Source organism: Ruegeria spongiae (assembly GCF_023502395.1).
In the GTDB taxonomy this organism is placed as follows: domain Bacteria; phylum Pseudomonadota; class Alphaproteobacteria; order Rhodobacterales; family Rhodobacteraceae; genus Ruegeria_C; species Ruegeria_C spongiae.
Window position 1 is genome coordinate 1 of the sequence record NZ_JAMFMB010000034.1, and the last position, 20,903, is coordinate 20,903.

Sequence of the window (20,903 nt, forward strand, 5' to 3'; positions counted from 1 at the left end):
AAGCCGACATTCAAGCTGCCCGCAGCATTGATCGCTAAGGGGCTCGTTCCAGACCTCGAATGCGGCGCAGCAAATTGTGATATGTTGCTTCGGTCAACGTCGGGTTGTCGTTGTGGGAGGGCACGGCGGATCGGAGGATCAGCCATGGAAACACCAAACTTACCTGCCATTCGAGCTCTTCGCCCGGCCTGGAACAAGGGACGTATTGTTGGTCAAAAGCGCCCCCTGAAGCCGAAACACGTCTGGGCGATCCGAGTTAGGCTCGAGCTCGCCGAGAACCATCGCGATCTGGCGCTGTTCAACATGGCGATCGATAGCAAGCTCCGCGGTTGCGATCTGGTGAAGATGAAAGTCGTAGATGTCATGGCGTCCGGTCAGATCAAGGAGCGGGCATCGGTCTTACAGAGCAAAACACAGAAACCTGTGCGATTTGAGATAACCGAAGGCACACGCGCCTCGGTCGAGAAGTGGATGGAAGACGAGCTCATGGTCGGCTCCGAGTACCTTTGGCCGGGCCGCTTCCATGAGCGGCTGCACATCTCGACCCGTCAGTATGCTCGGATCGTCCGCGACTGGGTCACGTCGATTGGTTTAGAGGCTAGCGCCTATGGCACGCATTCGATGCGTAGAACCAAGGTCACTCAGATCTACAAGAAGACAGGCAACCTGCGCGCTGTTCAGCTTCTGCTCGGCCACACGAAGATGGACAGCACTGTCCGGTATCTCGGTGTTGAGCTAGAAGATGCGTTGGCTATCGCGGAAGCTATTGAAATTTAACATCGTCGGGCCGCTCTCACAGGCGGCCCATACCGGTCACTCGACACGGTACCGATTTTCTGCATTTGCAGCCCGCATTCCGGTCATTCGCCGCGCCCGCAAAATCTGTGGTTGGACGAAGCCGAAAATTCGGGATGGCTCGAACTTACTGATCGCGGGACAAACCCGCCTTTTGCCCATGCTGCTATTGCTGACGCAGAAAATGTTCGCTCGTGCAGCACGTATGCTGTTGTGACGCAACGCATGTCACCGAAGCAGTCGTTCAAGGGAGTCGAATTGGCCGGGACCGAAACGTACTTTCGCCGCAGCCTGATCCGACAACTCGGGCGCGCACCCACCGCGCTTTCGCTGCGGCTGCTCCAATGGCCGCATTGCGACCAGACCGACAGAAACGGTTGTTTTTTGCCTCTGTCACAAATGTCACGTAGCACCATTTGATGGGTGTGGCTGATGAGCTTGTTCAATTCTGTTAAAATTGCGATGAAGCTACTCTTTTCTCGAAGGATGCGGACGAAATGGACCCACGAGGCTATCAGGCCCTCGAACTGATATACGACACGGCTGTCAACCCGGGAGGTTGGAGGCGCGCCTTGGATGCGACGGCAACAGCCGTCGAAGCCAAGGCCATTGCATTGGTGATCCGTGGCAAAAAAGCCGGCGCAAATGACTTGACGATGATGTCCAGTGTCTACCTTGATTTTTCGCGCACACCAGCGGGCTGGTACTACGGCGCATGGCTCTCACGCATGCAGAACCAGGACTGGGATTTTCTTCAAACTCAACCCCCGCATGAACCAGTGCCCGATCTGGAAACGGGAGTTTCAGCTGAAGCCCTCGATGCTCGCAAGGACTATGCGTTTCTGAGAAAGCGAACTGGTGTCGCGCGTCGACTCGGGGTGCGTTTGAACTCCGATTCTGTTTGGTTCGATGCCATGAGCATCGGGTTTGACCGGCAGAAGGTTGAAATTCCGCTGTACGCCAGCGAACGATCTCGGACCCTACTTCCGCATCTGACCAAAGCACTTGAGATCGGTCGTGTTTTTGCGCTTTTGAAGGCTCGGTACAAGGCAGCACTTGCCGCCTTGGAACGGGTGCAGGCGGGAATTGCAATTGCGCTACCGGACGGGCAGATCATCGTGAAGAACGCCGAAGCGGAAAGGATACTTGGTCTGAAAGATGGCGCTGTGCTGTCTGGTGAAGGTAGGATTGTCACCACTGACCCCGATGTAACTTCCAAAATTCGGACGCATATCCTCGACGTGGCTTCAACGGCGCAGGGACAGGCCAATCGACATGAGTCCTTGGTCTCAATAGCACGGCCGTCAGGTCTTACACCGTTCCTGCTCGATATTGGTCCTGTCAATGACAGCAAAGCCGAGCTGGAAAAAGGGCTCAATGGAGCGCTGGTCACCATAATTGATCCCGAACGCACCCCCTACCTTCGATTGGATCGGTTTACGGAGCTGTACGGGTTGACCCGTGCGGAAACCGATGTCTGTCGATGGATCGCTGATGGCGCGAGCATAGCGGAAATCGCAGAGCGGCGCGGCACTAGCCCGACAACAGCGAAGAACCAAGTTTCCAACGTGCTTTCTAAGGCAGGGGTCGGCAGCAGGATCGAGTTGATACGACTAATCCTTCGTGTTTTGCCTCCCGTGGCTTGAGGCCAACTAGAATTCTCTACAGCACCGAAAATCTGAACGGCGCATGATCTGTTCGGATCATGCCGAGAAGCAGAAATCTCTATAAAGTTGAAGTTTGATAGTCAGCTTTTGCGACGTGCGAAATGAAAAACATAGCATTCGCTGATGACGTAAACGGCAAGTATTCAACTTGGTACGAGCGGAAATGTCTCGATATGAGTAATCTGTTCGTACGGTTTTAGACTTTTGGAGTATTGCCATGAGAAACCTTTTTGTCACCCTCTTGTTTGTTCTCTTTGCCGCGCAAACAGCTCAAGCGGAATTCAAAATTTGCAACAAATCGCCGTATCCGTTGTGGTCAGCATTTGGGTATGTTGAGGGCAATACATGGTTTTCAAAAGGATGGTACAAATCACTACCTGGCAAATGCGTTCGGGTGCGCTCAAAGCAGCTCAACAACCGATACTATTACCACTACACGGAAAACTCACGTTTCCGCCTCTCTTTCGATGGTGACACAAGCTTCTGTGTCCATCCCAGTGATGGATTCGGGCCAACAAATTCTGACGCCACGTGCCCGTCTGATTTCAAGACGGAAAGATTCAAAAAGGTCGATGTAGGGAACGCAAAACGATTTGAGCTCTCGCTTACGTGCACTGCCTGCAAGAACCCGACTTTTGAGGTTGGACGACGCGGATTAGATGTCGCCTACTTTCACAAAGCGAAATTCGAGGGTCATACCCTTGGTATCCCCGTGTCCGGGAAATTTTCACCAAAACGAAGTTCAAACAAAATGACCGTCCGCGCAACGCTTGATGCGAATTTGGATGACTTACGCGATAACTTGACTCAAATGCTCGCACCCAAGGTGAACAAGAGCGAGGACTGCGGTGATAACATACAGATTAGGTCCGTGAAGCTGGCTCCAACTAACAACGGATCGGCACGAGTGGATGTCAACATCCACTATGTCCGATGGCATTGTGTGATTACTAAAGTGCCCGAATTCAGAGATCTCAAGATGACAATGAAGAACCGGGTCGTCTCTAAAACTAAAGCGATTGAAACAGGAGTTAGCGGAACGCTCTTTTTGCATCCAAGCGTAGACGGGCGAAATTCGGTTCGTCTTCGTCCAGAGGTGACAAACGTTCGGGTTCGAAATGACCTAGCAAGGTTCTTGACCAACTTGATGAATGTCAATCTTCGCTCGCTCGCTCAACAGGAACTGGAACGAAATCTTGGGCCTCGTGGAGCTCTCGTCGGGGCAATTCCGTCCGAAATAAAGCAATTTCTTTCAATCCGGAAAGTGGAATTTGTGGACCTCGGCAGGGGAAGCATTGGCATGCGAGCATTCGGCGAAGCCTCACTTTCATCCTCCCAGGCAAGCAAATTGTGCAGAACATACTTTGGAATGTGTCGATAGCTCTGGTGACTCATGAACCCCGGCTCCAGTTCAAAACCTGCTAAACACATGTACCCAATGCTCATTGCGGCATCAGTTGGTGGTATTGTGTTTGGCGACTACGCTCAGGATATCGCGAAGTGGTTAGTGTGTTGGCACGCAGATTGGAACCAGACGGCTGAGCCTTGCGGACCAAGGCCACGAGGCGAGGCCGTCATGATCGGAACAGCATTCTCGACATCGGTGGGGGTCATAGCTGCTGCGACCGCCGCGAGACTTGGCGACAAGCCAGCTAGAGATGGCATATTGTCGGCATTTGCGGCTTTGTTTGGGACATTTCTGTCATTGCTCAAAACCTCAGCTGGAGAACGGCACTACCCGGACTTGGAGTTGATTGCTCAGCCGCTGTTCTTTTACTTCGCAGCGGTTCTAATTTTTGTGTTGCCACTAGCTACACCATCCAAGGAATGGAGCAAAACGGTTCGTGCCATAGACCTTATTTCGCGTGCAGCAACCGCCCTATTTCTTGGCTTGATTGTGGGGCTATTGGCACAGGGAATTGCAGAATTATTTTGGAGCGGGACAACGGACCGGTTCAGCGCAAGAAAGTTTGTCGTGGCGCCATCAATGATCGTTGCCGGCTGCGCGACCTTGAACTCGGTTATGATGAGGAACCAACTATCTAGCTTAGCTCCAAATCAAACTCTTGTGACGGTTTTGTTTGCACTTGGAGTTGCGGCGATTGTTGGGTTTGCGTCTCTTTCATATTTTCCCAGGCACTCCGGTCCCTCAGGCTGGCTTACGCAGGCAGGAGCTACAGTGACCGGCGTTGTGATAGTCTTTCTAGGGATGCTGGGGGCTCCAATACTTGCAGGTGCCTTGGCTGCGGTCTTGCGTGTTCGGTGTACCCCGAACACGCTGTTCGTAGCATTGTCTTTTCTTTTCAGTGCGTTTGCAGGTGCTGCAGCTTGGAAAGCAGGAAAATGGCGCTTGGCGTCCGGCAATATGATAGAAGCCGACATGCCAGTTCTGATCGGCACGCAGGCCATTAGCGTAGTACTTTCTAGCCTTGTAGTAATTCTCGCTAATGCTTGGCATAGTCGTTTGGTTGTTTGGTTCCGGAAGCCCCCAAAAGAGTAAGAGAAAACTACGGTCGCGAATTTAGACGGGCACAATCGAACATGCCAAGTCTGTCTATTGCTTCTGCCGATTGCTGGACTTCTAGGGGCACAAACCATATCAGCGAATTTCTCTACGGGAAGTAGGACGTTATCTGGCTCCCGCATTCCCGGCGTCACGCCGATATGAAACAAGCCCTTGTCCCCATTGAGGCGGCCCGCATCATGGGACTGATCATGCCCGTTGAGCCAGAGGTTTGGATTGTTGATCGAATGCGCCGTTTGGAAGACGGGTTGAAACGACTGGCCAATGCTGTGCGCTCCGAAAACCTGCCAAGTGGGGTCATTGAAGATGGCGTATTGCACGTCGAACGTCTTGAGGCCGATGTGCCGGAAGAGGCCAGTGATCTCGTCCTTGATCTCTACCGCCGTCTACCAGAAACGCGGATCACGGATATACCACCACTGGCAAACTTTTGCGTCGCCGTTGATCCCGAGTCAAGAATGGTTCGATTTTGTCGCCTTTTACATCATATTTTTAAGAAGGCGGCAGCCAGAAATACAATGCTAGTCCACACACCGCCACAACAATATGTGGGAGAAACACGTGCGGCCAAGCCATGACTTGCAAGACTTTGCGCTCCCTTTTGCCTGAGCGCCATGATCGGGACCAACCGGATGCGATCTGGTAAGGTGAAAAATCCGTAGCTTGATTGCGGAATGCTTCTTCTATCTGATAGATTCTAGAATAAAATGCGTTTTGGTTGATCTTCCACAATGCTTCAACCATCCAAAAAATTACTGCACTACCGCTGGCAACCAATAAGACCGCCGGCTCATTCTCGATATAAGCTGCAACCAAACCCGCTGCGCTGAGCGTGACGCTCCAGGCTTTTATGGTCAGAGCCTTTCCATCGAAATCTTCAACTGTCTTTTGCAGTTGCATGTATTCATCGGCCAAGTGTTCTTGGTTTTTTTCAACAGTCATCTGCTTTCTATCCCAACACAGTCCAAATGTTGCTGGTCGTCCATTCTGCGGCTGGGTCGTAGGGTAACTCCCTCCACTCTATCCGCGCAAATTCGGCTCCAATTGTTCGTGGTCGACCGAATACCTCAACGAACTCGAAATGACTGCCCATTGAATGCGGAAGTTCGGAACTTGCAACACCGCAACTACCTGCTCCGCAAACTATCAATGATTTCAGCGATCCTGATGAAGTACGGTCGCGAACAGTAGTTTCCCGAATCTGTGGTTGATGTTTGTGTCCATGCAAAACGAAATCAAACTGGTTTCGTTCAAGGAACTTTTCGAACAGCCCTCCATCTCTAATGGTGGACAAATCGACCCAATGTCCATCTTTTTCCGTCGCTGTTAACGCTTCTGGGAAGGGGTGAACATGGTGGTGCACGACTGCAACTCGCACGGCATTATCAGGAACTTCGAGTTCGTCTATCAGCTCGAGAGCGTTCCTTTGCTGATCTTGAGATATGTAGCCGTAGTGGTGCTGTTCGTTTTCGTATACGCAAGAATTGAAAGAACAGAACAGTACGTTCTGGTCAGTGAAGTAACTTGCCGATACAATTTCCTGCGCACTCGGCCTAGGAGTGTCGATTGTGAACTCCCAGTTCAACATTGGGTACATCTTTTTGAGAAGATCACTCCCGTAGAACTTCTTCAGAAATATCAGGTAATTGTCAAACCTACGGTCCCTTGAAATTTTCGAGTCTTCCCAGTTAATATCATGATTTCCCGGGCAGAAAATAAAACGGTTCTTGGGAACTTCGAGCATGACGTGCAGGTCCTCGAAGAACTCCAACGCCGCCTGAAACTCATCGTTTGTTGCCGTATAAGCAAAATCACCTGACGCTACTACGAATAGGCCACTAGCGCGTTCAGAAAAGTGGCTTTTTCGGCGAAGAAACTCGTCGCGAAAGTGTTCCACTAAGGGACGGGAATAGTCTCCTTGGCCAAACCTATGCATGTTTTTGACATCACCGCCTGGAAGGCATTTTTCCCCAAAGTGGATGTCAGACAGGTGAAGAATTCTTACTGGCCTTTCATCGGAGCTAACCGATTGACTGACGGGAATTCTATCAAGCTTCTTTGAAGTGTTCGTTGCGGCCTCAATCAGCTTTGCGCCTTCGGTTGGTTGATAACCAAGAGAGCCGAATAGGCTAATCTGTTCAAGTGGGGAGTTCAAAACTGTAGGGTCGTGAGATGTCTCATCGGCCTCGCTGAAAAAGACCAGAGCGTCCTGTTGTTTCCCAAGAACAAAGGCCGACTCACCCAGAACTGACATTTCCCAAGGGTCCCGGCGGTCCCTCCAACCCGGTTGCAGGTCTTCAAATAGTTCAAGGTAGGCCGCATAACCTTTGGTCGTGTCCACTTTTCTTGCTAGTTCATCCAACATTATCGATGCTGCACGTGTTACCCGCATATACAACGAAGTGGGTGCCAACTGATAGCCTTGGTTGTAACATCGCGCTGCGTCTGAAAACCTTCCTTTTCGCTTGTAGAGACCTCCCAGAATGCCGAGCGCCTCTGGATCGGCTGGGTTCAGCTCAAGCGCCCTAAGTAGTTCAGCTTCCGCTTCGCTGAAATAGTCTTCTCCTTGGTTTCGTAGATACCAGCCAAGATCTCGATGAATCTCGTAATCATTTGGCTTCTCAACTGCTGCTCGACGAGCGATCTGTACAGACAAGCCAAATGCCTTGGTTCGTGCCGATTTCTTTGCAAGTTTCGAAAGCATATTGGTTGGCAATGGGCGCTTGTCTGAGCACCATTGCCACACAGCTGTAAGCTGTTCGACTGTCTCAGCTCGGTCTATTTTCTGTCGGAAATCAACTTCGAAATCTGTTCGATTCTCTGGCGATGCTTGCAGGCCAAACTCACGCAGTGTACGCAAGATCGGACTACTCGACGCTCTACCAGCAGTTGCGAGGATAATTTCTGAGAGGCCAGCCACAGAGGCATCCAATTCATCGGTGTCGTAAAACAGTATCTGTTGGTCGTGTATATCGAACGGTACATATTTTCTGTCGGATGAGATCAATATTGAAGGTCGCTCTGTCAGGGATTGACGAATACCTAGTTCGTAAAATACATTTGCGTTTGCGCCAGTTACGTCAGCAATCACGATTTCTGCTGAAAATAATTTCTGGATAATATCATTTGAGATGCTGGAAGAACCTTGAATTTCATCAATTCTAGAAAACGATTTGTTGGCGTGAGAACATGCTTGGCTAATCAGATTCCGATAAACTAGATCAAAATCCAGCGTTACTATTCGATCATCGGAGATGATCGACTTCTCCCCAAAAGGCATAATCACAAAAATATCAGTCATCTAAGCGTTCCAGATAGAAATTAGCAAGGTTACGTCTTTTAGGTTGTTCATCTGATTGACAAATGGAAGATCTGGCCTGCGACTCCAAACATTTGCCGGCGGACCAACACAGTCTGATTGGCAATCAGAAATTTCTACTTGCAGCTGCCCCTACCACAAATAAACCAACTCGGCCTTTAAGCGTTCGCTTCTTGTTGCCTCCTGCAACGTGCGTTTTGATAGACCCAGTTCTTTCCAGAGCGCCACAATCGCCATCTTCAGTCTCAAGCACTTGTCCCAATTATTGTACCAACCGATGCTTGGCAGATACCCTGCTAAGTAGTTTTCGGTACGCCACGCCAAAACTCGGTTCGATAAAGCCTCGTGCACCGAGTCAAAAGCGTCAAGTACGAGAATCTGAGAGCATTCCGAGGGATCACGAAGCGCCTGCACAAGCAGGAAAACGCGAAACTCTAGTGCGGTAGAACCTGAGAGATCGTCTTTGGCTTTCTCTAGACGCTCAGCCCAAACAGAGTTTGGGACTTTGCGCTGGTCGGCATTGAGAAGGTAACGGCAGGCGAGCAACTGTGACCGTTTTTTTACTGTTTTTCTTGCATATTGGATGATCCAATCCGGTTTGCCTTTAACATACTCAATCCAGACTTCCCCTATGCTTGATGAAGTTGAGACGTAATCAACAAGGATTTCAGTAACTGTCTCTGGAACAGCGTCTGACACTAGCTTAACAAGACCGGAGTGACTTCGATTGGTAATAAACGGGACAAGCTTCGCAAGAGACGGCTTTGACACCTTGCTATTTTGGAGCAAGGACACCAATCCCTTGTCACTGAGGATTTTTACGCGGCTATCGGCAAGATGATCTATTGAGCGATTGGATGCTCGGAAAAAAGCTACATCAGATCGTTCGTACAGGTTCCAAAGAAAGTCTGCGTTTTTTTTTGGTACGACCCCATCGAACAAACTTTGTGCGAATAGCCCCTCACGACTAGCTTCCTTCGACAGTAACACTGCCAGCTCGTTGGGATGGTTTGTGATCCATGCCTGCACCATCGACCGCGCCACCGGTTCGGGGTCGGGAAGCGCGTTCGAGTTTGGTATCCTAGCCATTGCCTGTAATACTTCAAACTGATCGAGGTCAGGCAAAATGGAAAACTCAGCAGCGGCTGGCTGCATCATTTCACGCTTCAGTAGCCCGGCTTCCTCTGGCTTCGGATACCAGTTCGAAACACTCAAAAGTACGTGATCCGTGGAACGAGGGTCGCTATCGTGCGAAAAAAGAAGCTGATATAGCTGCGCTAGCTTAACTAAGTCGTCATTTTTGTTGCTGGTATCTGCACCATACCGCCAAAGAAATCGTCGAAAACGGGTAGGTGACAATTTGACGGCATCATTCGCAATTTTCGAGATGATCGAAGTTTGTGGCGGTTCGAAGTCTTCCGCTCCATGGGATCTCAGAGGCGTAAACTCGATGTCGAAATTAGACTTCATGCGCGACTTTTTTCCAGTGAGCGGTGCTAGCCGAAATGAGAATTGGCGCCGCAAGCCAGGCCACTGTTGCGACCACAAAGCGAGCATGGCCACTTCGGCTTCTTTTGGCAGCCACGGTTCAGATTGATTGTCCACCTTAGAATACGTGCGGAGCGCTAACTGAAAAATCGTCTCTTGGCTGATAACCTGAGTGGCATTCTGACTTGCCGACAGGTCCAGCTCCATGTGCTTAGAGAATGTGCGGTATTCACCAACTGCTTCTGGCTTCTGGAGTCTAGAAAGAATGCTAGTCAGTTGTGAAATACGAGACAGGTCTGCATCGTCCAAAAGAAGAACATGTGTCCATACGCAACCGGGGCGCGGCATCTCTGGTGCACTCCAAGTCTTCATTAATGCATAACGTTTTTCACCGGGTATTGGACGACCGGACAAGTAGCTGTCCGTGCCTGCTTCGACACGTGGGTCCCAGTCTGTATCTGATAAGAGGGATGCCGACAGCTTCTTCGACGAGGTCTCGCTGCTTGCCAACAACGTGTGGCCTCGGTCGTAACCAAAAAGCAATTGTTCAATCCGTAGAGATTGCTGGCTAGATGATGCACTACGTTTCATCGTCATTCAGCCAAGTCAACGGAAGCGTGATGTCATTCGTCGTTTTTCCGTCCCAGCGACACTGCACCCGGTTGGTAGGATCTACTGAGAGAAGTTGATTGCGTGTCTCTCCTTCGAATGAACCTCCTTGCGCAGATATCCCGCAGTGGCGAACATCATACAACTCTGTGTTAGCAGCGAGATACTGCGCCAGCATAGGCATCTCACGCGCGACCCACTCTGAGGGTTCAACTTTGTCAGCCGCGACCACATCCCATGCCGAGACAACAATAGCTAGTCGACGGCGTTCTTTTTGAAGAACCGGTGCCTGTAAGAGCTGCAGGATATCAATGATCCGAGTTTGCTCGGGCATTCTGCGCGGATCAAAATCTACTACTCTGTCAGCTTCGACAGTCTCGTCTCGTTCGGTGGCGGCATCCTGCTCCGTTTCAGAATCATCGTCTGGGAAGTCGAAATCCGTCACAAACAACGCATCGTTCGCTCGATCCGCGTTGACGAAGAACAGAACGCCGTCCGAGGCTTGTAGAATTGACACAAAGTCCTCATGGCACTCGCGATCGGCAATCAGTGACAAGAACGTCTCACCTGAAAAATCGGGTAACCGAAGTACGGAGCTGTTGCTGGTCGTTGCATTGCGAACATGCATTTCAACCAATTCTTCGCTTGACGTAAGCGTTCGTGGCACTTGTTCGCACTTCAGCCAGATTCTCTTGATTTCATTCAGATATCGTACGTCACCTGCCATCTTATCGAGTATGAGCGATGAAGCACTGCCGGCATCTAAGATGTGCCAAAGGGCAGCCAGATATGTTGTTTTGCCAGAGTCCGGGTATCCAAAGATAACGTGCTGTTTTGGGCTCATGAGAGCGCTCCGAACTTCCGGTTCTCTGCGAGAAGATCGAACCTTGTATCAATTTCCTTAGTCGGCGGGACGCGAACTGGGTCCGGCTCTTTCGCGGTGAGCCAAGATTGAAGCAGAGCGGCACATCCGTGTGCTGGTTCAAACTGGCTATGCGGATCACGCGCGGCAATCTCAAAAAGAGTCACAGACGCCAAACAGCCACCAAAATCCTGAGCAATCCGCTCAACAGTTGCTTGAAAACGCAAGACGGTCTGTTCTGCGTCACCTGCTCTTTGGATTTCGTCCCGCTTGGTCAGGATGACTTGGAGATGCTGTGCCGTCGAAAGCGTCCCCGAATCCACCATAGCACGCACCAACTGGCGGGCGGTATCGAGGACCTCATGCTGTTCTACCGGCCGAACAAGGCGGGCACCGTCAACCAATACTGCGACAGTTCTTGCGAGCTTGAGCTCTTGTAGATCATACAAGTGTGCGGGAGTGTCGAGACCCTCCCTGTAACTTTCTCCGGCGCGATCAGATAAAAAAAGGTCGGCGGTTTGCGTCGGCTTATTTGAAGGCGATGTCGCAAGGTGAAAGAACTGGAGACCCTGCGAAAGAGAAGTGCGGGGCGTATCTGGACGATACATCCCCGAATTTGCTTTGGCGTAGTGACCGACTTCCTCAAACGCTGTCAGTGTACCACTACCTGCAAAGATGCGGTCTGCGAACGGAGCTCGGTGAAATCTATCATAAATTGAACATATGAGAGTTGATTTACCACTGGAGGTGTCACCTACGATTGCAACCATCTGAGCCGGTCGTTTGAGAAAGTGCGCGTTCACGTCGTCTTGCGTGAACGGTTCTCCACTCGGCAGACGTACTTTGGCAGGCTCAATCTCCTCCGAAAGTGGCACTTCATCTGTTTCAGTGCTATCGGCCGGACGAGCTTCCTCCGCCTGTTTCCCGAAGTTGGGGCACGACTCCACCGGGTCATGACCCTGCAAACACGAGTTATTCTCACCAATTTGGCAATCAGGGTTACTACAAATTTGATCTTTCAAGACGTCGTTCTCCCCGCTCAGCTTTATAGCGCGTTCAGGAGAAGGAATTCGCGGAAACTCTGGTTTGCGAGCTCGCTCGGCGAAAATGCAGTTGTTTCTGACAGGCTTCCGTCATCGCCATACATTTTTTTCCATGCGGTTTGAGAGCCAACTTCGCTTGCCCGAGAAATCGCATTGCTGACGCTACACAAATCTCGAACATCGGAGATCGCGCTGTCGGGAGTGACTTCTGACAATTCTTCAAGAGTAAACAGTTTGGGGATGGCTTCTATCTTAATTTTTGTAGGCTTATCAGTTCGACCCTCGCGGAGCGCTTTGTTCATGAGAAACGTCGCCGATTTTGGACCGAGGTGCGTACGAGACAGCTCGGCAAGCTCTGATCCGATTAGAAATGCTGCTCGCCCTGGTTTCATGTCAGCATATGCCTCGCCAACGAGGTGACTCTCTCCTCCAACCAGCCACCACAACATGTCGGTTTCTTCGCGCAGTCTGGCGACCTCTGACCTCATTGGACTAAGCGTGGTATTAATCTGCAGAGCAAGATGTTTGACCATCTCGTGGCCATCGATGTTGACCTCCTTTAGAACGCGGTTGATGGCCGGGAAGTCATTCTGTGGGACCAAGTCATCCTCAGAACCACCCAGCTCCTTGTTCAACGCCTTTGCGCGGATCTGTTTCGTGTCGAGTTCGCGACGAGTAGATGTTGTCAAGTCACTCGCCGCTGCTTTGATGATTTCGACAAACTGAGGGTAGACCGCTGCTTTGCGGCGTCCGAAGGCATTTGCGACAAGGAAGACCAGTGCTGTAAACTGGTCGTCTTCTTCTCGTATCTGGTGAGCAATAAGGGCCATGGCCAGAATGGCTACTTCGTTTTTGTTGGCGACCATCGAGAAAGCTTCATCGAACTCCGTAAATGGGTCTGAGAGCCACCCTGTATCGTGCTGCATTGGAAGACCAAAATACGCGCGCACTGCGTCAATGATCTGTGGACGTGTTAGGTTTGCCGCAACAGTCTTAAATGGTTCGATGCGTTGCGGTATGTTTGCTGCGTCAGATGAAAGGCCCGCGTGTCCGTAGCAATCTGCAAGTTTGAGTTGTTGCATGTCTGCCCTCATTTTTCTTGTTCAGGTGGTTTTGCAGTACTGGCTTCATCAATCGCGGCTTTAAGCTGATCGAGTAGATTGCGTTCCCGAGCACGGAGCAAGACCCGACGGAAGCGTTCGTGGTCGGGCAGTTTAGTGTCCGCCTCTTCAAAAAGTTCGAGGCTACCCGCAATCTCCAGTTTCTTGCTGAAGGTGAGTTTGAAGTATCGGATACTGAGTGCACGTAACGAAGTCATGGAGGCGTCCTCCTCAATCACCGTTCCGTCCGGCATAGGCGAAGCCTCAGCCGCTGGATTGCTTTTTGGCTGCGTTTGAGGAGCAGTCCAAGCCTCCAAAGCAATCGATTGACTGAAATGATTGGCAGCTCCGTCCATCTTGGGGACAAACTGGGTCGGTCGGTTTTGCCAGACTCTGATATGAGCCTTGACATTCAGGGAGCGGCTGTTGCCTTCGGTACCTACCAAAACTTCCAAGAGGTTGTAACCTGGTTCCCATCCATCCTCTCGTCGGTCAGGATGCGCCGCGCTTGCAGCGACCCTAATCCAGTCCCGGCCTAAAACTACGCGATTGGTATGCTCGTGACCAAAGATCTGAATTTTTGAGACGACGTTCAAATGGTCTTCAAGCTGTTTGCCATTCGCCAACCAATGGTACGGATGGTGGCACATTACTAGATGTGTCACACCATCCTCATGAGTGATCCGTTGTGCCGATGGATCAACATAAAGCGTTCCTTCTTTATCATTCTGGCCTGAGACAAACGCAGAGTTCAGCCCAGTGATGCAAAGGGTAGATCCGTCGTTCAGCTCAAAGCGCCGTTCCACTGTCGTTCTGTTGGGCGGCAGTAGATCGCAAAAATACTGCGTCGCAAAATCGTTGTAGTTCTCAATCGATTTATACAGCCAGTCACGAGTGTCTTCTTCGTTGAGGAGTTGGGCAAGCTTACCTGGCAGAAGCTTGGGGTCGGTCGTCGCCTTAATGTCGTTGTGAATAGACTGAACCAAGAGTTTTTTTGTTACGGTTTGCTGAACATCGTGGTTGCCGGGAATGACCATGATTTCGCTCGTATCGCACCCAGCCGCCGCGCAAACTTCTTCGAGCCATGTTTGAGCAAAAATGTATTCGTCTGCATCCCCTGCATGTGCGATATCCCCGGAGACAAGGACGACGTCTGGTGTCGCACCTATTGCTTCGCATTGTTGGCGAAGATCGCGCAGCAGAACGGTGCGTACATGGTGGTCTTGATCCATGGGCGAGCCCGCTTCGCCATTCTTGAAGTGAATATCCGAAAGGTGAAGGATCAGCATATCGGATCCGTCGAAAGTGAGGTCATGCTTAAGGATCGCGGTGAAGCCAATGGTGCAGAATCAACGTTCAGCTCTGTGTGTGGTTTGTTATGTTCGCGCATTCTTGCCTTATAGAACCTCAAATTAGGCTTAAGTTTTTCGGTTATTGGCCCATCACTCCGGGGTACACCCAATCCGGATGGCTCAACTCAGACAATAATTCACTACGGATCAATGGTCTAATGAAACAAAGCAATTATTGCTGGCAACTAGCAACCCTAAGCGCGGTGCAATCTGTATGTATCTTGGCGGAGGCTCAACCAATTGATTGGGACTTTGCAAGATAATAAGTACTGCACCGCCGATCAAACCAACCTCGTGAAACAAGCTCACGGCAAACTTCCGCTTTCTGCTAAGCTGAGTTGTTCTTTTCGCGCTCGCAGCGAATGGCTGGAATACCGCCGATCCTGCCAAAACACAATGTGTTGCGAACTAGGACAGCGATGGATTACGGTCCCTACCCTCCCAGTGCTTTGCGCTTCCATCATGCCGGGGCCCACAGGCAGGAAAGTGGTGCGGCAAACATGTTGTCTGCGAATGGGACAACCTGATCGTGGTCATAAAGAACGAGCCCCTGGATAAACTTGTCGCCACAGGCCTCTGCCAATTTGCGCATCCCGGAAAAGTCGCCGGAGGTCACCGTTGCAGACGCCTTCACCTCGATCCCGACAATCTCGCCGCGTCTGTTCTCCAGAACGATATCTACCTCGTCTTTGTCCTTGTCTCGGAAATGCGAAAACGTGCACCTTTGATTGCTCCAGGTAGCAATTTTGCGCAATTCGCTGAACACAAATGTCTCGAGGATCGACCCGAAGGGCGTCTTGTCTCTTTTCACAGTATCCGGAGTGATGTTGCGCATGGCAGCAAGAAGCCCCGCATCCAGAAAGTGCAGCTTGGGGGATTTGGTGAGCCGCTTCAGACGATTTGTGAACCACGGTTGCAGGCTGTGCACCAGAAAGAGGCTTTCGAACACACGCACATATTTCTGGGTGGTCACATGGTTCAGGCCGATGGCTGCACCGATACCTGAATAGTTGACCAACTGACCGGAATGCTCGGCAAGGACCGCCAGAAGCTTCGGCATGATGGCGAGTTGTTCGATCTGAGCGACGTCGCGGACGTCACGCTGGACAATTGCGTCGAGATAGTCGTGATACCAATCCTGCTTTCGCCCCCATCGCTTTCGCCCAAGTGCTTCCGGGTACCCCCCGGACAGAACGGTTTCAATGAGGCTGTCCCCGATGATCATGTTGTTGGCGACAGGGTCCTTTCCCGCAAAGGCACGGTCGATGAAACTCGATTTCTCTGCAAGGATTTCTGCCTGGCTGAGAGGAAGGAGGCGAACAATCTCCATGCGCCCGGCAAGGGAGTCCGCCACCCTTGGAATGGTCATAAGATTGGCAGAACCGGTGAGCAGGAACCGCCCTGCCCTTTTGTCATCATCCACCGTTTTCTTGATTGCGAGAAGCAGGTCTGGTGCGCGCTGGATCTCGTCAATCACCGCCCGATCCAGCCCGCGAACAAAACCGACCGGGTCGGTGACGGCGGATTGCAGGACAGTTGCATCGTCCAATGTCAGGAAGGAAACCTTGTCAGAGGCGATGTCCGTTGCCAGTGTTGTCTTGCCGGACTGCCGTGGGCCCGAGATCAGAACAACACGCGTATCCGACAGTGCTTCCTCTATTCTTGTCTGTGCAAATCTTGGGTACATGTTAACACTGCCTTGCCTTGACCAATTGAAATTACAGGCCCGACCAATTGAAAGTCAATGCCCGACCAATTGAAATTCTAAGCGCGTAGGATTGAAAGCACCGGTTGTCATTTGAGCGTCTTGGCAAACCTGCAATTGTCATGGATTCTCACAATGTTCTGGGAGAGACCCCTGGGCATAGATCTATGATGCCAGCAGAGTTGTTGGGTTCATGTCACCGCTCTGGATTCTTGCCAACAATGTAATCATGTAAGCCGCATGAGAGTGTATTTTCTCCGCGCGTTGAAAGATGTAGCCCAAAACTATGAAGCGAATAGCCGGGCCGTGAGCCGATTTCATAGTATACCAGGTTTGGCCAAGTCGTAGATACTGGGCGATATCATCCATAAGTCGATCACAGTGAGCTTGATCTTTTGCGAAGCGTAGTTCCGAGCACAACCGTGGAAAACTGCGCTCCATTTGGTCTGGGGATACTTGAATCTGAGAAAGTTCGTCTTTCTTAACTTTCGGATTCAAAGAGTCCTCTTTGTGCCCCTCAATTTCACTGTCACTGCCCCTTAAATTTTCTGTATCTGCCTGTGTTATCTCGGAGATTTCTCCAGAGATTTCCGCCAGCAGGGGTCGATTCCGGCTGAGTGCAGAATAGGGCGTTAAGCCCGGAGCCCGATATTGCCGCCGCCTATGTGATCGCTTTCTCGACCAAACGATAGAATTCATCTTTGGCGTATATCTCTTGCCAGGGCTTGTGTCCGCACCGTTTGATTTCAACAAATTCAGCAGAAGGAAGTGCTGCCTGTAATGGCAAACTCACACCTTCTGAGGGTCTTGGGTCGTAGTCACCATGGATTGCCAGGACAGGACATCGGATGGTGGAAATAGCTTCCAGAAGCGAGCCGTTTTTGCGCATGCCATCTGCTTCAGTCCACACCGCCCTGTGTATCTCTTCGTCAAAAACAACGTTGGGCGGCGGGGACGTGTCTCGTGAGTAGGTGTCCGCCACATCGCTGAGTTCAATGAAGCGAGCGACGTCTATGGGACTCCAGGCCATGGGGCGCAAAGCCAGCAATTCGGCTTGCTCCTGATCTGACAGGCGCGCTTTTTTTGTGGTTCGGATTGCTTCAGCGTAACGTGCTTCGAGCGGTCCACTTCCGACAAGGATGAGCGAGCGGACCAAATCATCATGTTGCGCAGCAAGCAAACATCCGAGCCAGGCCCCCCATGACCAACCGATGACAACCACTGGGGGCTCACAATATTGCTCTATTTGCGATCTGAGTTCATCAACCTGTCCCCCCACAGATTGGCCGGTCTGGAAAGGTTCAAGAACATCATAGCCCATGTATCCGAGTTCACGCGCAAACGGTTCTGCCTCTCCGGCACCGCCAGGCCCACCGTGAAGCACGACAACGCGAGATAGAGTTTTGCCGTATTGGCGAACATCTTGCAGAAACTTGGTCATTTGTGATCGTCACCTGCATTGTAAAGCCTTGTCAAATCGAAGGGTCGAAGGATGTCGGGAACTGTCGCCGTATGGGATTTCACAGTTTTCCCGCCTTCATTTTCCGCCACCTGTATTCCCCAGTAAGGATAATATGCGCCCATCCAAGGGGCGAGATATGCGCGAGTAGATAGGCTGGCGTATCCAACCCGGCCTTTCTTCGCTCGGCGACTGCGACGCCGAGCTGTTTCGTGTTCCAATAAATTATGATGGCTGTGAGCAAATTCAGTCCGGCAATACGGAAGTGCTGACCTTCAGTGGTGCGGTCGCGGATTTCTCCTTGTCGCCCGATCCGTAGGGCGTTTTTCAAAGCATGGTGCGCTTCACCCTTATTGAGCCCGATCTGGGCACGGCGTTGCATATCGGTATCGAGCAGCCATTCGATGATGAACAATGTCCGCTCAACGCGCCCGATCTCCCGAAGAGCAACGGCCAGATCATGTTGCCGTGGCCGTGCCGCAAGTTTCTTCAGGAGGTGGCTGGGCTGCATCCTGCCAGAGAGCATCGTCGCAATGCAGCGCAGAACATCCGGCCAGTTGGCGATGATCGTATTGTCCCGGATTTTGTCACCCACCAAGCCCCTCAGTTCAGTTGGAACACTGCGCCGATCAAAGACATGCAGCCGTTTGGACGGCAAATCCCTGATGCGCGGGATGAACAGATAGCCAAGCAGCGAAGTAGCGGCAAATACGAGATCGGTGAAGCCGCCTGTATCGGCATATTGTTCTTTGATCCGTTTGCCCGTTGGGTTCATCAGCAACCCATCCAGAATATATGGGGCTTCGTTTACTGTGGCGGGGATGACCTGCGTGGCAAAGGGACCATATTGATCTGACACGTGGGTATAGGCTTTCAGTCCGGGTTCATGGCCGTATTTAGCATTGATCAGATTCATCGCTTCACCCTGTCGCGTGGTCGGGAAGAATTGCCCGTCACTGGAGGCCGTCTGGCCAGAGCCCCAATACTTCGCCATTGGCAACTGGGCCTGCGCCTCAATCACCATGGTCAGTGCCCGATTGATGGCGTCACTTTCAACATGCCAGTTTGAGAGCCGCGCCAACTGGGTAAAACTATGCGTGCTGCTTGCCCCGGCCATCTTGCTCAGCCCGAGATTCAGGCCTTCTGCCAGAATGACGTTCAGCAACCCAAGCTTGTCTTTGCATGGTACACCGGTGCGCAGATGGGTGAACGCGTCGGTCAACCCGGTATCATTATCCACATCCGTGAGGATATCCGTGATCCTGACTTCCGGCAGACGGCGGTAAAGATCTAGGATGAGGCTATCAGCTTCGGCAGGAACATCCGCTTCAAGTCGGTCGACGCGCAACCGACCATCCTCGATGGCACCGCCGGGAAGGGTTCCGGTTTTGACCGCCATCGCAAGTCGGTGCAACCCGTCTTCCAGACGTTGTTTACGATCTGCTATCCAGACTTCCGGTTCCAATGGCATCGACAAGCCCATGGTCTGCGCGGCCTCGACCGGAACCAAAGCCTGTTTCATATCAGAATAGCGGCGGGAATGGGAAAGCCAGACGTCTCCAGATCTGAAGGCTTCACGCAGATGGAACAACACCGTAACAACCCAGAGGCGGTCTCGATTGGTTTCTGGATTCCGCAATTGACTTCGCCATCTCGACTGTGGCTGAAGAAAGGGCGCAGAGCGACTCGGAATATCGCGTTTGTCACGGATCACATCGGTCGCCGCCAGCAGAGGCTCAGCCACACTGGCTCCCGTTATGTCCAACGCTTCCAGCATTCGTGGGGCATAGAGCTTGAAGCGATGATATCCCTGCTCGACATAGGCCAGCGCATCCGCCTTGACAGTCTTACCGAGTGCCCCGGCTGTCACGACGAGGTTTTCCAGAACATCCCAGCCACAGGAAGCATCCACGGCACCGGCGACAGCCACCTCATCGCCTTTGGCCAGCAACAATGTCGTGCCCAACGTCTCGAACCCGGCCAGGGTTGCTGCGATCTCCGCTTGCGCCGCGGCAACACGAGCATCGCAAATCTTCTTTGCCTCTCGCCAGATTGACCCCACGATCCGGTCATGCGTTTCGACTACAGTGTCTGCGATAGCGGCCGACCATTCCACAACACAGGTGGCGAGGATGGCCAATCGGCGATCACTGGTGATGTCCCGGAGTCCGTCCGTAAAATAGCGCTCCCCCTGACGGCGCAATTGCGCAACCCGATGCGCAGGAACATCGTCCAGGATTGTTGGTGATAACGCGAGCCGTTGTAAAAATTCCAACCGGTCGAGCTGACGATTGATATCAGCAGAGTTCTTGCCCACCTCGAACTGCCGCAGCCAGATGAAGCGACTGACCCGACCATCCACCTCTTCGCTTAGCAAACTATCGAGTTGACCGCGCATGTTTGCGTCGAGATGAGCCGCAATGCGAGCCTCTACCCTGCGTTCGGCTGCAACCAACGCATCGGCACAGCGACGTTCAATGACCGAAATACCCGGCAGAACGATTTGCCGATTGCGGCATTCTTCTACGAACCCATGTACCAAAACCTCGCTGGTTTGCGCCGCCTCAGCATTCTGTTCCAGCCAGGTTCGCATTTTCTTGGCGCGTTTACCGGAAAACATCTTGTACCCGTACATCTTGCGCAAAGCTTCCAGATGTTCCCGGCGAGTCTTCTCTCGCGTGGCATAGGGCAGGAGGTGATCTGGCTTTAGCCCGAGTTGCGCGGCCACAAAACGGGACACAGGTTCCGGGATCACCTCACCAGCTTTGAGCAGGCGGCCTGGATACCGAAGGGCACAAAGCTGGAGCGCAAAGCCAATCTGGTTTTCCGGTCTACGTCGCGTGCGGATGTTCTCAATGTCTTCGTCATCCAGAGTGTAATGCCGAAGCAACGCCATCTCGTCAGTTGGAAGATCAAAAAGCGCCGCGCGTTGTCGCGCGGTCAGAACCGCTCGGTGTGCCATCGGGTTGTTCTTTCTTTA

Annotated in this window: 14 protein-coding genes; 4 read left to right on the forward strand and 10 right to left on the reverse strand. The window is 51.8% G+C overall.

Annotated features, from left to right (window positions below; all coding sequences use genetic code 11):
• The first annotated feature begins 144 nt into the window (after window positions 1-144).
• From M3P21_RS19180 to M3P21_RS19195, 4 genes are all read left to right on the forward strand, one after another.
• Window positions 145-777 carry a tyrosine-type recombinase/integrase gene (locus tag M3P21_RS19180; protein ID WP_249712713.1) on the forward strand — a complete coding sequence of 211 codons (633 nt, stop codon included), beginning with the start codon at window positions 145-147 and terminating at the stop codon, window positions 775-777.
• Between the two features lie 590 nt (window positions 778-1,367).
• On the forward strand, window positions 1,368-2,441 hold the full coding sequence (locus tag M3P21_RS19185) for a helix-turn-helix transcriptional regulator (protein ID WP_249712659.1): 1,074 nt from the start codon (window positions 1,368-1,370) through the stop codon (window positions 2,439-2,441).
• A gap of 238 nt (window positions 2,442-2,679) precedes the next feature.
• Complete coding sequence (locus tag M3P21_RS19190; protein WP_249712661.1) at window positions 2,680-3,843, forward strand: DUF1036 domain-containing protein; 1,164 nt, start codon at window positions 2,680-2,682, stop codon at window positions 3,841-3,843.
• A 195-nt stretch (window positions 3,844-4,038) separates the two neighbouring features.
• On the forward strand, window positions 4,039-4,962 hold the full coding sequence (locus M3P21_RS19195; RefSeq protein ID WP_249712662.1) for a hypothetical protein: 924 nt from the start codon (window positions 4,039-4,041) through the stop codon (window positions 4,960-4,962).
• A 516-nt stretch (window positions 4,963-5,478) separates the two neighbouring features.
• Here M3P21_RS19195 and M3P21_RS19200 read toward each other — a convergent pair.
• The 10 genes from M3P21_RS19200 to M3P21_RS19245 form a co-directional block, all read right to left on the reverse strand.
• Complete coding sequence (locus M3P21_RS19200; RefSeq protein ID WP_249712664.1) at window positions 5,479-5,928, reverse strand: hypothetical protein; 450 nt, start codon at window positions 5,926-5,928, stop codon at window positions 5,479-5,481.
• A 7-nt stretch (window positions 5,929-5,935) separates the two neighbouring features.
• Complete coding sequence (locus M3P21_RS19205; RefSeq protein WP_249712666.1) at window positions 5,936-8,287, reverse strand: metallophosphoesterase; 2,352 nt, start codon at window positions 8,285-8,287, stop codon at window positions 5,936-5,938.
• A 150-nt stretch (window positions 8,288-8,437) separates the two neighbouring features.
• On the reverse strand, window positions 8,438-10,390 hold the full coding sequence (locus M3P21_RS19210) for a GAP1-N1 domain-containing protein (protein WP_249712668.1): 1,953 nt from the start codon (window positions 10,388-10,390) through the stop codon (window positions 8,438-8,440).
• Complete coding sequence (locus M3P21_RS19215; RefSeq protein ID WP_249712670.1) at window positions 10,374-11,246, reverse strand: TRAFAC clade GTPase domain-containing protein; 873 nt, start codon at window positions 11,244-11,246, stop codon at window positions 10,374-10,376. The genes M3P21_RS19210 and M3P21_RS19215 overlap by 17 nt, the downstream gene beginning before the upstream one ends.
• On the reverse strand, window positions 11,243-12,286 hold the full coding sequence (locus M3P21_RS19220; RefSeq protein ID WP_249712672.1) for a TRAFAC clade GTPase domain-containing protein: 1,044 nt from the start codon (window positions 12,284-12,286) through the stop codon (window positions 11,243-11,245). The genes M3P21_RS19215 and M3P21_RS19220 overlap by 4 nt, the downstream gene beginning before the upstream one ends.
• 23 nt (window positions 12,287-12,309) lie before the next feature.
• Complete coding sequence (locus tag M3P21_RS19225) at window positions 12,310-13,389, reverse strand: GTPase-associated system all-helical protein GASH (RefSeq protein ID WP_249712674.1); 1,080 nt, start codon at window positions 13,387-13,389, stop codon at window positions 12,310-12,312.
• Window positions 13,390-13,397: 8 nt separating this feature from the next.
• Window positions 13,398-14,696, reverse strand: coding sequence for a metallophosphoesterase (locus M3P21_RS19230; RefSeq protein WP_249712675.1), 1,299 nt, complete (start codon window positions 14,694-14,696; stop codon window positions 13,398-13,400).
• A gap of 523 nt (window positions 14,697-15,219) precedes the next feature.
• Entirely contained in the window at window positions 15,220-16,446 is a 1,227-nt protein-coding gene (locus M3P21_RS19235; RefSeq protein ID WP_249712677.1) for an ATP-binding protein, read from the reverse strand.
• A gap of 679 nt (window positions 16,447-17,125) precedes the next feature.
• Window positions 17,126-17,905 carry an alpha/beta fold hydrolase gene (locus M3P21_RS19240; RefSeq protein WP_249712679.1) on the reverse strand — a complete coding sequence of 260 codons (780 nt, stop codon included), beginning with the start codon at window positions 17,903-17,905 and terminating at the stop codon, window positions 17,126-17,128.
• 79 nt (window positions 17,906-17,984) lie between these two features.
• The gene (locus M3P21_RS19245) at window positions 17,985-20,885 is read right to left on the reverse strand and encodes a Tn3 family transposase (protein ID WP_249712680.1); all 2,901 of its coding nucleotides are present in this window, start codon (window positions 20,883-20,885) and stop codon (window positions 17,985-17,987) included.
• Window positions 20,886-20,903 lie beyond the last annotated feature (18 nt).